General features: G+C 38.3%; 13 protein-coding genes. 6 read left to right on the forward strand and 7 right to left on the reverse strand.

The features are described from left to right. Positions 1-67: 67 nt before the first annotated feature. Positions 68-907, reverse strand: coding sequence for a TIGR03899 family protein (locus VXS03_RS14890; protein WP_327764608.1), 840 nt, complete (start codon positions 905-907; stop codon positions 68-70). A 75-nt stretch (positions 908-982) separates the two neighbouring features. Further along, positions 983-1534 carry a YtfJ family protein gene (locus VXS03_RS14895; RefSeq protein ID WP_327764610.1) on the reverse strand — a complete coding sequence of 184 codons (552 nt, stop codon included), beginning with the start codon at positions 1532-1534 and terminating at the stop codon, positions 983-985. Between the two features lie 169 nt (positions 1535-1703). On the opposite strand from VXS03_RS14895, the gene VXS03_RS14900 reads away from it, so the two are divergent. The 3 genes from VXS03_RS14900 (at position 1704) to tamB (ending at position 7850) form a co-directional block, all read left to right on the forward strand. Further along, on the forward strand, positions 1704-1913 hold the full coding sequence (locus VXS03_RS14900; RefSeq protein ID WP_327764611.1) for a DUF1107 domain-containing protein: 210 nt from the start codon (positions 1704-1706) through the stop codon (positions 1911-1913). Positions 1914-2367: 454 nt separating this feature from the next. Beyond that, positions 2368-4092 (forward strand): autotransporter assembly complex protein TamA, encoded by a 1725-nt coding sequence (tamA, locus tag VXS03_RS14905; protein WP_327764612.1) that lies wholly within the window; start codon positions 2368-2370, stop codon positions 4090-4092. Next, positions 4089-7850 carry an autotransporter assembly complex protein TamB gene (gene tamB, locus VXS03_RS14910; protein WP_327764613.1) on the forward strand — a complete coding sequence of 1254 codons (3762 nt, stop codon included), beginning with the start codon at positions 4089-4091 and terminating at the stop codon, positions 7848-7850. The genes tamA and tamB overlap by 4 nt, the downstream gene beginning before the upstream one ends. Positions 7851-7937: 87 nt before the next feature. Here the strand turns inward: tamB and VXS03_RS14915 are convergent, their stop codons facing one another. The 3 genes from VXS03_RS14915 to fbp form a co-directional block, all read right to left on the reverse strand. Next, positions 7938-8312, reverse strand: coding sequence for a rhodanese-like domain-containing protein (locus VXS03_RS14915; RefSeq protein ID WP_327764615.1), 375 nt, complete (start codon positions 8310-8312; stop codon positions 7938-7940). A gap of 12 nt (positions 8313-8324) precedes the next feature. Further along, complete coding sequence (ppa, locus tag VXS03_RS14920; protein WP_327764616.1) at positions 8325-8852, reverse strand: inorganic diphosphatase; 528 nt, start codon at positions 8850-8852, stop codon at positions 8325-8327. A gap of 168 nt (positions 8853-9020) precedes the next feature. Continuing rightward, a complete protein-coding gene (gene fbp, locus VXS03_RS14925) occupies positions 9021-10034 on the reverse strand; it encodes a class 1 fructose-bisphosphatase (RefSeq protein ID WP_327764618.1) in 1014 nt (337 codons plus the stop codon). 196 nt (positions 10035-10230) lie between these two features. On the opposite strand from fbp, the gene mpl reads away from it, so the two are divergent. Both mpl and VXS03_RS14935 read left to right on the forward strand, forming a co-directional pair. Beyond that, the gene (gene mpl, locus VXS03_RS14930) at positions 10231-11586 is read left to right on the forward strand and encodes a UDP-N-acetylmuramate:L-alanyl-gamma-D-glutamyl-meso-diaminopimelate ligase (RefSeq protein WP_327764620.1); all 1356 of its coding nucleotides are present in this window, start codon (positions 10231-10233) and stop codon (positions 11584-11586) included. An 11-nt stretch (positions 11587-11597) separates the two neighbouring features. After that, positions 11598-12218, forward strand: coding sequence for a flavin prenyltransferase UbiX (locus VXS03_RS14935; protein ID WP_442957455.1), 621 nt, complete (start codon positions 11598-11600; stop codon positions 12216-12218). A gap of 105 nt (positions 12219-12323) precedes the next feature. Here the strand turns inward: VXS03_RS14935 and argR are convergent, their stop codons facing one another. Continuing rightward, positions 12324-12794 carry a transcriptional regulator ArgR gene (gene argR, locus VXS03_RS14940; protein ID WP_327764622.1) on the reverse strand — a complete coding sequence of 157 codons (471 nt, stop codon included), beginning with the start codon at positions 12792-12794 and terminating at the stop codon, positions 12324-12326. Between the two features lie 394 nt (positions 12795-13188). Between argR and mdh the strand changes: the two genes are divergently transcribed. Continuing rightward, positions 13189-14127, forward strand: coding sequence for a malate dehydrogenase (gene mdh, locus VXS03_RS14945; protein ID WP_327764623.1), 939 nt, complete (start codon positions 13189-13191; stop codon positions 14125-14127). 75 nt (positions 14128-14202) lie between these two features. Here mdh and VXS03_RS14950 read toward each other — a convergent pair whose 3' ends face one another. After that, positions 14203-14394, reverse strand: coding sequence for a hypothetical protein (locus VXS03_RS14950; protein ID WP_327764624.1), 192 nt, complete (start codon positions 14392-14394; stop codon positions 14203-14205). Between the last annotated feature and the right edge of the window lie 134 nt (positions 14395-14528).

The raw sequence follows: 14528 nt of genomic DNA on the forward strand, positions 1-14528 counted from the left end.
TTGTAAAAAGTGATAAGTTATTTATAACGACAAGGCTATATTCTTTATTGAAATCACCACATAATATTTAGTTACTAGTTGTAATTGTGAATACTTGTATTAGTCTACTTAATAGATAATCCTGGTATTTAGTATTTGTATTATGGTCTATTAGGGAGGCGAGTTCTTGTCCTGTTGGAGATATGCGGTAATAAGTAAGAGATGTGTTTTTATTATGGCAGCTAAGTGTATAACTAATAGTTTTGAAGTGTAATTGAATATTTTGTGTATGATTTATTTTACTTGATTCAAGTTCTGTTTTTAATATTAGCCCTAAGTCCATTAAAATGATAATACTTGAATACGGTAGAGCGTATTGATGATATTCAATAGGGTAGCTCTTACTCTTTGTCCCAAAATAAATAATTTTCTCAGTTGTTTTAATACTCGTAATGACTTTTCTATCTTTATTATTATTTACTTGGCAACTTACGCTCATAACACGTTGAAATAACAATGCTTCTTTATGGGTCATTGAGATTAGAATTGTAAGTGCTCTTAGCGATGTCGATCCTGGATATATCAACTCTTTTTTGAGAATTTGAGCCCATAATTTTTGCATAGATGGACTATAAACTTGTTTTGCCATATTAATAAAACGTACTAGCCAATCAGGATCGGGTTCTGTAGTCGTTTCATTATTACACTGATCATAAGTTAGCTTAAAGATGGTTTCGATATTATATTGTTCGTGTTGTTGCTGTAATTGTTGGCTATGAATATTCCTTTCCATTAAGGAACGTTCATTATTAGAGTTTATTAACCCGTCAAAACCAAAGTGCTGTGCTAGTGCATGAGTTCGACTCTTACTACTAGTCCGTTGTCGTTTTACAGATATATTTTTTAAAGGTGGTTGTGTTGTTGTCATTATTCAATATCTACTAACTATCAGACCGCTACTTGTAACGGCCTACATGAATATATCTTAAGTAGTAAATAGTCGTTATAGGCTTATCTTTACTAATGATATGACTTGTTTGATTTGTTGTTGGCTTAACTGGCCTTCATGTTGAAATAATATTTTTCCTTGTTGGTTAAGAACAATAATGGCAGAGCTTTCTTTTTGTAGTTCCCATGTTTTCTGTGCTATGCCATTACTATCTAGAACTATAGACGACCATGGATACTGTTTCTTGCTGTCTTCTGAAGCGCTTTTGACAAAGCCTGATGTTCCCCAGACAGCGTCATCTTGGTTGATGATTGTTGTTGTTTGGTATTTTGATTCTGGAAAATGTGCGTCACTGATCGCTTTGATTAAGTCTGCATTGATCTTTTTTGCAGAACTTCTTCCAGCGATTGCCATTATGATACGAACTTTTCTTGTTAGTTGCGTACTGTGCCATGGTTGATAACTAATACTGTTATTGTTCAGTACAAGTTCACCTTTACTTGTTATTGTAATCGGCGTCAGTAATGTACCTTTTTCAAGATTATTTGCTTGAGCGATTGTTGGTATCGAAGCAATAAAAATTAAAGTTAAAAGTATCTTATACATAATTTCCCTTTTTATTTATGATGTTATTCGTATTGTGAATTCTATTTCAATATCGTTATTATTCTATTTTTATCATTAATTATTAATATCCATTTTATATGGCAGATTGTTTGCATGTTTGATTGTTAATAAAAATCACTGCGTTTTATTCATTATTATGTGAGGATTTATGTTAAGAATATTCCAAGTTTATCGTCCTATTCAAATAGCAAAGTACGTCAAAAATTTCTTTCGAGGGCGACTCTTTATTAGTGGAATTGGCGGTTTTGAATTTGAAAATGGTCGATTGGTCGCACCTCTATCTGCTGATCTTAAAGTATTGAATGTAATATCGGAGGTAAATAAAGAAATTAAGGCACTTTCTGTAACCATTGTTTAAATTATACTACATTGGTAATAAATTATGCTGTTTTATGTATTAGGATATCAAACCTATTATACTTTATTGTTAATAATTATTTTTTATGCGTATATTCATCAAGGGAAAATAAAAATGTAATGGCTAGAGAATTGCTATTTTCATTTTGCAAAGCTTGTTGATAATATTTAGCGCACTATTAGTGTTAGAATTTACTTAGCTAAAATGAGAATAATTGCTCTATAAATCTTGAGTTGTTATGTAACATTGTCATGATGTAGGCGTTCTGATTATCATTATAAAAGTTGATGACGTTAAATAATTAAGACTAATAGAGTACATTATTAATGATACATATATGAATTGAGTGGTTTATTATCAATAATATTTGTAGCTATTGTTGGTATAGATCTACACCATTTGCCAAAATAGACCGTGTGAATGAATCTAATTTTTTCCAAGAAGCATAATTCGAATGAATAAAGTTTATCAATGGCTGGGTGTTGCATCTTTTGCCTTAGTGTTATCAAGTCCGGCAATGGCGGCATCTCTTAAAGTGAAGGGATTAAATAGTAGTCTTGAGGATAATGTCGATGCCTATTTATCGGCTATTTCTAAAAATGACTATAGTAATACCTTGCGCTTTCAAGAGCAGGTTAAATCTGAAATCAGTCAAGCATTACAAGCGTTGGGCTATTATCAGCCGACGTATGACTATCAGGTTAAAGGAAGTGGTAAAAATACGGATATAACTGTCACTGTTGATGCTGGTCCTCGTACTCATATTAGCCAAAGTAATATCATTATTACAGGTGATGCTCATGATGATCCGGCTTTTGTTTCATTATTAAAAAATAGCGGGTTAGGCGTTGGAATGCCCCTTAATCAGGGTAAATATGAAGCCTTAAAATCAGCGTTACAAAGCTTAGCTGTACGCCGTGGTTATTTTGATGCAGAGTTAAAGAGAACCGAATTAGGGGTTATCCCTACACGTAATGAAGCGATCATTACGATAGATTTTGATTCTGGACGCCGTTATACCTTTGGTGATACCAATTTTACCGGAAGTCAAATTAAAGACGAACGACTTCGCTCAATGATTCCTTATACAGAAAATGAGCCTTATTTAGCATCTAAATTAGGTTTATATAATGAACGTTTATCTAATGTCGGTTGGTTCTCATCTATTTATGTTGGTGGAGATGTTACTAAACGTAAAGATGATAAAATTCCAATTGAGGTTGCTTTAACTCCTCAGGTGAGAAATCAAATTGAAACGGGTATTGGTTTTTCAACTGATACTGGCCCTCGTTTGAAATTTAATTGGAAAAAGCCATGGATTACCAGTAATGGTCATAGTTTTTATCTTAAATCCGAGATTTCAAAAGAACAACCAAAGCTTGAAGCCGCCTATAAAATTCCACTCGATGATGTTTTAAATAACTATTATCAAATTGTTGGTGGTATTCGTTATGTTGACAGTCACGATACAATCAGTACGCAACTAGGCTTAGGCGTTGAACGACACTGGAAGCTAACTTCTGGATGGGAGCGAACTGTTTCACTACATTGGCTTAATGAAAAATATAAGCAGGGTGGTGATGAGGATGGCACCTTTAATGTCTTCTTACCTGGGCTTTCTTATAGCAAGAGTCATTTTACAGGTGGTGTATTCCCCACGTCTGGTAGTAAATATAATTTTTCCGTTGAATTTGCAGATAAAGCCTTAGGCTCAAATACGAGCTTAATTCGTTTACAAGCAAAATCGGCATGGATTCGTACGTTAAGTGAAAATCAGCGCGGTATTTTCCGTATGGCAGGTGGTGCAGTATTAGCTGATAGTATTCGTGATATTCCACCATCATTACGTTACTTTATTGGTGGTGACAATAGCATTAGAGGCTATGGCTATGAGTCGATTTCACCGCGTAATGATTTAGGCCGTATGGTTGGTGGTCAATATATGGCGACCAGTAGCATTGAATACCAATATCGTTTATATGGCGATTGGTGGGGGGCATTATTTTATGACTATGGCTCAACGTGGAATGATAATAAACCTGATTGGATGCGAGGTACTGGCTTCGGTATTCGTTGGGCATCTCCAGTGGGACCCGTTCGTATCGACTTTGCTTGGGGGCTTGATAAACCCGACAAGGATAAGTTCCAACTTCACTTTACTCTAGGGCCTGAATTATGATCTGGGTAAAGCGCATATCCCTGACTATTTTAGCAATTTTATTATTACTAGTGATCGCTATTGCGGTGATCTTATATACCCCTGCTGGGTTAAAATTTGCTAGCTGGGGAGCGCAAAAAGCGTTACCTACATTATCTATAGGTGAAACTTCCGGCTCTCTATTACGCGGCTTTCAAGTTGATAATGTACGCTATCAAGATAGTAATATGAATTTAGCTGTTAACCAGTTGAATCTAACCTTGGATGATCGCTGTTTATTGACACCTGAGATTTGTATTTCAAATGTAGGGGTTAATGGCGTTAAGTTTTCAATGCCAACATTACCGCCAACAACTGAGCCTGAACAACCATCAAAACCTGTAACTGAAATTAGTCTTCCGATTCCAATCAAAATTGATAACGTTACTTTAGATAATATTGATCTTGATATCTTGGAAAACAAAGTTAATTGGCAACATTTCTCTACCGCTGCGACGGTTGTTGGTAGTCATGTTACATTAAAGCCGACGGATTGGGACAATATTAAGTTAGCACTCGCTCCTGCGAAAGAGCCTGTAAAATCGAAAGCAAAGCCAAAAGTAAAGGTTAAAGCTAAATCTGATACTACCGTAATTACATTGCCGGATATTGTATTACCAATGTCGTTCGATATTGAACGTTTTACAGTTAAGAATTTTGAATTAGAAGGTAAAGCATCGCAAAAAGTATCTTTACTTGAAGTTATTGCATCAGGAAAAGGGAGTGAAATTAACCTTAAAAAGCTACAGCTTGATGCGCCACAAGCAAATTTGAAAGCGCAGGCACAAGTAACATTGGCGGGTGATTATCCTTTAACGTTAAATGCTGATGCTAATATCGCAATGAAGCCTGTTAGTGGTCAAACACTGACATTAAAAGCGAGTGGTTCATTACAAAAGCTCGTTGTTGATGCGCAGCTTAAAGGTAAATTAGACGCCATCGTTAAAGGTCGCTTATCGCCGTTAAAAGCAGATTTTCCATTTGATGTTGCAATCTCTAGCCGACATTTACAGTGGCCAATTGATAAGCCGGCTGAGTTTACTGTTGATCATACCAATATTGATGCGAAAGGTAGTTTAAACGGGTTTACATTTAAAGCGAAAAGTAACATTGATGGCAAACAAATGCCGGCAGTGAAGTTTGCTCTTAATGGTAAAGGTGATCTAAATAAGGTCGACCTTTCATCATTAAAAATTAATACCTTAGGTGGTGTTATCACGGGCAATGCAAAAGCAAGCTGGAAAGATTTAGTAAACTGGAGTGGGCAGTTAGAATTTGCTGACATTCAACCGGGTTTACAGTGGCCTGCGGCACAAGGCAATGTTAGTGGTAAGCTTGATACTTCTGGTGGCTTAACTAAACAAGGTGGATGGTTTGTTAAACTGCCACAATTAGCGGTTAACGGCACTATCATGAAACAAACCTTAACGCTGGTTGGTAAGGTCGATGCATCTGATGTTAATGGCAAAGGGGATTTATTGCGGGTCAATACACCTGGATTAACATTAAAACATGGTCCTAATGGCATGATGATAAAAGGTGAGCTTGATAAGACCTGGAACATGGTTGCTAATATTAATGCACCGAATTTATCTAAATCTTTAAAAGGCCTCCACGGTGCAGTTAATGGCGATGTAATACTCTCAGGAAGCATGGCGACACCAGATGTTAAGCTTGATTTACAAGGTAATGATTTAGGCTGGCAACAGTTAGCAAGCTTAGCTTCGTTTAATCTTAAAGGTAATGTGACGCCTTTACCGATGCTAAAAGCGAATGTTAGCTTGAATGCTGGAAAGGGTAAATATGGCACAACAACCCTTGATGATCTTAATATTCTATTTAAAGGCACTGAGCAGCAGCATAGTCTAAGTGTTAATGCGAAAGGTGATCCTGTTGGCGCTAATTTATTGATCAATGGTGATTTTAATAAGAAAACTGGCTGGAAAGGAACGTTAGTTAAAGGTGATATTAGTACGCCTGTAGGGAACTGGGTACTTAATCATCCGACATTGATTCGCTATGATCTTAAAACGGCAATGGCAAATGTTGGTGCGCATTGTTGGCAACAAGGACAAGCAGGTATTTGCTTAACTAATGATCTTAGCGCTGGCACATCAGGTCAGGCACAGTTAGCTATTCGTAAATTTAACTTTGATTTGTTAAAGCCGTTCCTACCACCTGAACTAAAAGTAACAGGTGAAGTCGGGGCAAACGTTGATGCGAGATGGTCTCCTAAATCGGCACCTTATCTAAAAGCAAATATCATTATGCCAACGGGTGGCATGCGTCAGCAGATGAGTAGTGATGAACAACCACTAACATTAGGTTGGGATAAGGTGACCGTTAATGCAGAAATGCAAGATGATGTGTTAAATGCAAATTGGTTAGTTGCAATTAAGAATAATGGTGATTTAAGTGGCCGTGCAAGGATCACTAATCTGCAAGGAGATAAGCAGATCAATGCTAATGTGAAGCTAGATCGTTTTACACTAGGATTCCTTGAGCCGATGATCAAAGATTATCATAAGTTTGATGGCCAAGTTGATACGAATTTAACAGTGACAGGGCCTATCTTACATCCTGCGGTTAATGGTTTATTACAAGTGTCTAAACTAGAGGCAACAGGACGTAAGGTACCGTTAGATATTAAAAATGCAGATATTAAACTGGCATTTAATGGTTATAACGCCAATCTAATCGGTAATATTTACACGCCAGATGGGCAATTATTATTGCGAGGTACTGGTGATTGGCAGGATATGAATGCTTGGAAAACGAAGCTGAATGTTAATGGCAAAGAGTTAAAAGTAAGTGTACCGCCAATGGTTGCATTGAAAGTATCACCAGATTTAACGATTGAAGCTTCACCAACGATGGCTGAAATTACCGGAAAAATTGGTATTCCATGGGGACGTATTACGGTTAATCAGCTACCTAAATCGGCAGTGAGAGTCTCAAAAGATCAAGTGATCTTAAAAGATAATATGCAGCCGCTAAAAGAAAAATCAGAAGTTCCTTTTGATATTAAAACCAATATTTTTGTTCATATTGGCGATGATGTTAAATTGTCGGCATTTGGTTTAAAAGCGGGCTTGTTGGGTGATCTAAACGTTCGCCAAGCTGGCAAAGGACCGATGATTTATGGTGAAGTTAATATTGCTAAAGGATCGTATTACCGTGCATTAGGGCAAGAATTGTTGATCCGTAAAGGACAAATTTTGTTTAATGGTCCAGCAGAGCAACCTTATCTTTCTATCGAGGCAATTCGAGATCCTGATAATGTTGAAGATGATGTTATTGCTGGAGTTCGAGTAACGGGACCTGCGGATAAACCAGAAGTAAATATATTCTCTGATCCTGCGATGCCACAACAAAATGCGTTGTCATATATCCTAACGGGTAAGAATCTTGATTCTGAAAGCTCCGGTGATAGTAATAGTGCCATGACAACCGCATTGATTGGTATGGGCTTGGCACAAAGTGGTCAATTGGTGGGTGATGTTGGTGAGGCTGTCGGTGTTAAAGATCTAAGCTTATCAACGGCTGGTGCAGGTGATGATTCGCAAGTGACAATCAGTGGTTATATAGCACCAGGGTTACAGGTTAAATATGGGGTAGGTATTTTCAACCAAGTGGACGAATTTACTTTACGCTACCGACTAATGCGAAACTTGTATGTTGAAGCGGTTTCTGGTCTTGATCAGACGGTGGACTTACTTTACCAATTTGAGTTTGATTAAACATAGTCTTGATACTTTAGCGTTTAAATCTTGATAATAAAAAGCCCGATTAGTGATAATCGGGTTTTTTGTTTCATGTCATTATAGCTAAGGGTGTGGTTGTGCTGCATTGAGATCTTGATAATTACGACCATTATATACAGCGGTGTATCCTAGCTGGTGTAATGTTGCTGCAGCTACTTCGGCTCGTCGACCTGATTTACAATAAAGTAAGATCGGTTGACCTTTATCTTTATAGATTGTCACTATGGTTGCAATATCTTGGTAAGGAACATTGATGGCCGAATCTAGATGTCCTTGTGAAAATTCATTTGGCGTTCTAACGTCGATAATGATATGTGGTTGTTGCTGTTGTCGTTGCCAAAATTGTTGAACAGAAACGTTTTGGGCATAAGTTATTGGAATCATCACGGTAAGATTAAGTGCGGCTATTAGTGATGTATATCGTAGTGTGTGTTTCATTGGTATTGATCGCTATTTTTGTGCGCGTTCAAACGAGGTAATAATTTCGTCTTTGGCTGCTGCTACATTTTCCCACCCATCAATTTTAACCCACTTATTGGCTTCTAATTCTTTATAGTGCTCAAAGAAGTGAACAATTTGCGCTTTTAATAGGCTTGGAAGATCATCAATATTCTGAATATGGTTATATTCACCACTGAGTTTGCTATGAGGTACCGCTACAATTTTGGCATCTTCACCTGATTCATCAGTCATTTTTAATACCCCAATTGGGCGACAGCGAATGACTGATCCTGCTAGTAATGGATATGGCGTTGGCACTAGGACGTCGACAGGATCGCCATCCAGTGAAAGAGTATGATTAATATAGCCATAGTTACATGGGTAAAACATTGGTGTTGAGGTGAATCTATCAACAAAAATAGCCCCACTGGCTTTATCGACTTCGTACTTAATTGGATCGGCATTAGCCGGTATTTCAATAATAACGTTAATGTCGTGAGGAAGATCTTGGCCAGCAGTTACTTTATTTAAGCTCATGATTGGTCTCTCTGTTGTTAATTAAATGTTACACACTTTGAGGTTATCATGATTTATAGTAAAAACAACTGTAGTCAGAATATCGTCGCTGAAGGGATAACGACAGCTGAAAGCGGTGATGGTTGATACTCAGGGTGGCTAGGCTAATGCCACCTTGAGTATCAATGGTTATTGTTCATCAACTTCGTGCAGGAAAGCTTCTACTTTATTAACCATATTGGTTGAGCCAACGAAAAAAGGAACGCGTTGATGTAACTCGGTTGGCACAAGATCTAGAATACGTTGCTGGCCATCTGTTGCCCGTCCTCCCGCTTGTTCGATTAATAATGCCATTGGATTACACTCATATAGTAGCCGTAATTTACCATTGGGATAACTGGCTGTACTTGGGTAAAGGTAGATGCCACCTTTTAATAGATTACGATGGAAATCAGCCACTAAAGATCCAATGTAGCGTGATGTATAAGGGCGATTATCTTGTGGTACATATTCCTGGCAAAATTTTATGTATTTTTTCACGCCTAATGGAAACCGAATATAATTGCCTTCGTTGATGGAGTAGATATTTCCATCAACAGGAATTTGCATATTTTCATGAGAGAGGCAAAATACACCCAGTGAGGGATCATAAGTAAATCCATGGACGCCATTTCCGGTCGTGTAAACTAGCATGGTGGATGAACCATAGATAACATAACCGGCAGCTACTTGGCAGTGTCCAGGTTGCAGAAAATCAGCATCTGTTGCGGGGGATCCAACGGGGGATATACGGCGATAAATAGAGAATATGGTACCGACAGAAACATTAACATCGATGTTAGATGAGCCATCAAGAGGATCCATTAACACTACATATTTAGCATCTCTGTTTAATTGTCGGTTAAAGCTAACCGCTTGATCTTCTTCTTCGCTGGCAATACCGCACACTTGATCGCGTGCCTCTAATGCGGCTTTAAATTTATCATTGGCATAAAGGTCAAGTTTTTGTTGCTCTTCACCTTGTATGTTTTCTATACCAACGGCTCCCGTTATATCGGCTAATCCGGCTTTATTGATTTCGCGATTTACGATTTTAGCCGCTAGTTTTATTGAGCCAAGAAGTGATGATAGTTCGCCACTAGCATGAGGGAAGTCATTCTGTTTCTCGACAATAAATTCACCAAGCGTTCTAATATCGGTCATAAACAATCCTTGCATTATGTTGTCAGAAGAAGATGTAAGTTCAGTTGTATACTTATTGGATCTCAATGTGTAATGAAGGCTAATGCCTCACTGTATTTTTTGTTATATAAAGAATTGTATATAAAGATCTTTTTTATGGTAACGAAGTAACGTCAAAGCGTGACATTAATAAAATTTAAGGATGGAAACAGCAGTTATGCATATTCATATTTTAGGTATTTGTGGAACATTTATGGGAGGCGCTGCGACATTAGCGACTCAGTTAGGCCATAAAGTAACGGGTTCTGATGCCAATGTATATCCGCCTATGAGTACGATGCTTGAGTCTCAAGGCATTGAAATAATTCAAGGATATGATCCTGAGCAATTAAAACCAGCGCCTGATTTAGTGGTTATTGGTAATGCTATGAGCCGTGGTAATCCATGTGTTGAATATGTACTTAATAATAATTTACGTTATACCTCAGGCCCGCAATGGTTACAGGATTATTTATTACATGATCGTTGGGTTATGGCGGTTGCTGGAACCCATGGTAAAACCACAACCGCGAGTATGTTAGCGTGGATTTTAGATGATTGTGGTTATCAGCCAGGCTTTCTTGTTGGGGGGGTGCTTGGAAACTTTGGTGTTTCTGCTCGTCTTGGCGAAAGCATGTTCTTTGTTGTTGAAGCTGATGAATATGACAGTGCTTTTTTTGATAAACGTTCGAAGTTTGTTCATTACCATCCTCGCACATTGATCATGAATAACCTTGAGTTTGATCACGCTGATATTTTTGATGACTTAAAAGCCATTCAACGCCAATTCCATCATTTAATACGTACAGTACCTGGTAATGGACGTATTTTAGCGCCGCATGGCGTGAAAAATATTGATGAGACCTTAGCCATGGGCTGCTGGAGTGAGCTGGAATATATCGGTGATGATGGTCATTGGCGTGCAGATAAAAAGTTAGCTGATGGCAGTGTGTTTGATGTTTATCTTGATGATAAATTGGTTGGTACTGTCGATTGGGCGTTAGTTGGCGATCACAATGTCAATAATGCATTAATGGCTATTGCAGCAGCTCGACATGTTGGAGTTACGGCGAATTTAGCGTGTGACGCATTAGCTAAATTTATCAATACTAAGCGTAGATTAGAGTATAAAGGTGAGATAAATGGCATTACGGTTTATGATGATTTTGCCCATCACCCAACGGCGATTGAATTAACTTTAGGTGGATTAAGAGCTAAATTACATCAGTCTCGTATTCTTGCTGTACTTGAACCACGTTCAAATACTATGAAATTAGGGGTGCATAAACACGATTTAGCGCCAGCTTTACATGCGGCTGATGAGGTATTTTTATTTCAGCCAGATAACATACCATGGTCAGTACAAGAGATTGCCGATCAGTGTCCACAACCTACATTTTGTAGTGACAATATTGATACGCTGGTGGCAAATATTGTTAAATCTGCACAAGCTGGCGATACGATTTTAGTGATGAGTAATGGCGGTTTTAGCGGTATTCATGACAAATTACTAGCGGCATTAACAGCAAAATAAAGTGAGAGATAATGACGAATAAGCAGATAACATTAGCATGGACGGGTGCGTCTGGTGCACCTTATGGTTTGCGTTTACTTGAATGCTTGTTAGCTGCCGATTATCAGGTTTATCTGTTAATTTCATCCGCTGCACGAGTGGTGTTAGCGACTGAACATGGACTTAAATTATCGGCAGCACCAGCAACAGCCCAACAACAGTTAGTCGCACATTTACAGTGTTCAACTGACAAGTTGGTGGTATGTGGTAAAGAAGATTGGTTTGCACCGGTTGCATCGGGATCTGCTGCACCAAGGCAAATGGTAATTTGTCCATGCTCGGCATCAACGTTAGCATCTGTAGCTTATGGCATGTCAAATAACTTGTTAGAACGGGCTGCTGATGTGGTTATTAAGGAACGTGGGCAGTTACTGTTGGTGATTCGAGAAACGCCATTTTCAAGCATTCATTTAGAAAATATGCTCAAGCTATCGCAGTTGGGGGTTACGATTATGCCTGCAGCTCCTGGGTTTTATCATCAACCACAAACCATTGATGATTTGGTTGATTTTATGGTAGCTCGAATATTAGATCATCTCAACATTGAGCAGGGATTGGTGCCACGTTGGGGATATGATCAACGTCAACCGTGATTGGTCACGCTCACATGAGTGACATATGATAAACGAAGGGTCTATATTTCTTGAGCAATTATGCTGATGCCATATAAAGTTAGATAGACCCTAATCGTCCGTCAATCAGTTGCTGTAATCAAATAGCTCACACACTGATTCATAAAGTTCATCGGTGGTGATGTTATTAGTTGGTGTGATAAAGATAGTATCATCACCCGCAACAACACCAAGAATCCCTTCTGCTCTACCTAAAGAATCTAATAAACGCGCAATGACTTGTGCAGCACCAGGACCGGTGTGGATCACAACTAATGCACTGTTAAAGCCAATTTCCATTACAAGCTCTTTTAATGGGCTAGTAATTGTTGGTACACCAAGTTCAATCGGTAAACAATACACCATTTCCATTTTGGCATTGCGAGTACGTACGGCACCAAATTTTGTTAGCATACGAGAGACTTTTGATTGGTTAATATTATCAAAACCCTGTGCTTTCAATGCATCAACAATCTCACCTTGAGAACTGAACTTTTCTTCTTTTAAAATTAATTTAAATGCTTTAACTAAACGTTCTTGCTTATCTGAATTTCGCATAAGTAAATATTATCTACAGGGACGAGGTAAGCCATTTTTGCATAACCTGTGACTCACTGGCAAACAATGTGCATCAAAATAAATATGTGAAATCGCATTTTTGGCGTATATAAAATTTTTTATTGTGACTTTTGTCATTGTTTTATCATGACTAATTAGTTGAAACCGACTAAAGACGAGTCACGATTAAATTTATAATTTATTTGTCTGATAAAAGCGTTTGAGTGCATTTTTATGGGATTCTGCGTTACTTCGCAAAGCGAGTCGGAGATGATTGTAATTTTTTTTTGCTTAATATAACGTCCATAGATTGTTATTCAGTTACTACGATTATTAACTGGATCAGATTGTACCCACGTCAATAAATATACTTCTATCGTAAAGGAGAACGAATATGAAAGTTGCTGTAATTGGTGCGGCTGGTGGTATTGGTCAAGCATTAGCGTTGCTATTGAAAAACCGTTTACCTGCAGGCTCAGATCTTGCCTTATATGATATAGCTCCAGTAACACCCGGTGTTGCGGCTGATTTAAGTCATATCCCAACACCTGTAGCAATTAAAGGGTATTGTGGGGACGATCCAACACCAGCATTAGAAGGGGCTGATGTTGTGCTTATTTCTGCTGGTGTCGCGCGTAAACCTGGAATGGATCGTGCTGATTTATTCAATGTAAATGCTGGCATCGTTAAATCATTAGCTGAAAAAATTGCAGTAGTATGCCCAACAGCTTGTGTTGGTATTATTACAAATCCAGTTAACACCACGGTTGCAATTGCTGCTGATGTACTCAAAAAAGCGGGTGTCTACGATAAGCGTAAGCTCTTTGGTATTACGACGTTAGATGTGATTCGTTCTGAAACATTTGTAGCAGAGCTAAAAGGTGTTTCTCCGTGTGATATTCGTGTTCCTGTTATCGGCGGCCACTCAGGTGTGACAATTTTACCATTATTATCGCAAGTTGCAGGCGTGAGCTTTACTGAAGATGAAGTTAAAGCATTAACACCACGTATTCAAAATGCCGGTACTGAAGTTGTAGAAGCTAAAGCGGGTGGCGGTTCTGCAACCTTGTCTATGGGTCAAGCGGCGTGTCGCTTTGGTTTGGCTGTAGTGCGAGCGCTACAAGGCGAGCAAGGTGTAATCGAGTGTGCTTATGTTGAAGGTGATGGCCAACATACGCGTTTCTTCGCTCAACCTGTGCTATTGGGTAAAGAGGGGATTGAAGAAGTGATGGATTATGGCAAGTTAAGTGCGTTTGAACAAAATGCCTTAGAAAGCATGCTTGAAACATTACGTGCAGATATCGCGCTTGGTGAAGAATTTGCCGCTAAATAGGCATTAACAGACTAAGCACAAAAAAGCGGCTTTATAACAGCCGCTTTTTTTATATGTAATAAAAAAGGGTTATTTTTAGTAGTAGCGCTCACAGCCATTATGGAGTTGTGGCTGCTCGATAAGATCTGCTACATCAATTGACTGTAATTGGTGATCCTGGGCGTGTTCAATGATCACAGAATTATATTGATGATCGATTCCGATCACTTTTCCTACCCCATGGTGAGATTCTACCCACATACCCATTGTTAATTGATTAATATCCATGATCACCTTCTTTGTCTGTTACACATAAAATTGGTGTGATAGCTACAGTATAGATCATGATTGATCGTGGTATTTATCTTGGTATAGAACACGAGATAAAAAACCTGTCTTTAAAAGACAGGTTTGAATATATA

Origin of the sequence: Photobacterium sp. S4TG1, from assembly GCF_036040035.1 — a bacterium.
In the GTDB taxonomy this organism is placed as follows: Bacteria; Pseudomonadota; Gammaproteobacteria; order Enterobacterales; family Vibrionaceae; genus Photobacterium.

Coding starts and splice junctions, on each gene's coding strand:
- VXS03_RS14890 (WP_327764608.1), bottom strand. CDS start 907: ATGACAACAACACAACCACCTTTAAAAAATATATCTGTAAAACGACAA.
- VXS03_RS14895 (WP_327764610.1), bottom strand. CDS start 1,534: ATGTATAAGATACTTTTAACTTTAATTTTTATTGCTTCGATACCAACA.
- VXS03_RS14900 (WP_327764611.1), top strand. CDS start 1,704: ATGTTAAGAATATTCCAAGTTTATCGTCCTATTCAAATAGCAAAGTAC.
- tamA (WP_327764612.1), top strand. CDS start 2,368: ATGAATAAAGTTTATCAATGGCTGGGTGTTGCATCTTTTGCCTTAGTG.
- tamB (WP_327764613.1), top strand. CDS start 4,089: ATGATCTGGGTAAAGCGCATATCCCTGACTATTTTAGCAATTTTATTA.
- VXS03_RS14915 (WP_327764615.1), bottom strand. CDS start 8,312: ATGAAACACACACTACGATATACATCACTAATAGCCGCACTTAATCTT.
- ppa (WP_327764616.1), bottom strand. CDS start 8,852: ATGAGCTTAAATAAAGTAACTGCTGGCCAAGATCTTCCTCACGACATT.
- fbp (WP_327764618.1), bottom strand. CDS start 10,034: ATGACCGATATTAGAACGCTTGGTGAATTTATTGTCGAGAAACAGAAT.
- mpl (WP_327764620.1), top strand. CDS start 10,231: ATGCATATTCATATTTTAGGTATTTGTGGAACATTTATGGGAGGCGCT.
- VXS03_RS14935 (WP_442957455.1), top strand. CDS start 11,598: ATGACGAATAAGCAGATAACATTAGCATGGACGGGTGCGTCTGGTGCA.
- argR (WP_327764622.1), bottom strand. CDS start 12,794: ATGCGAAATTCAGATAAGCAAGAACGTTTAGTTAAAGCATTTAAATTA.
- mdh (WP_327764623.1), top strand. CDS start 13,189: ATGAAAGTTGCTGTAATTGGTGCGGCTGGTGGTATTGGTCAAGCATTA.
- VXS03_RS14950 (WP_327764624.1), bottom strand. CDS start 14,394: ATGGATATTAATCAATTAACAATGGGTATGTGGGTAGAATCTCACCAT.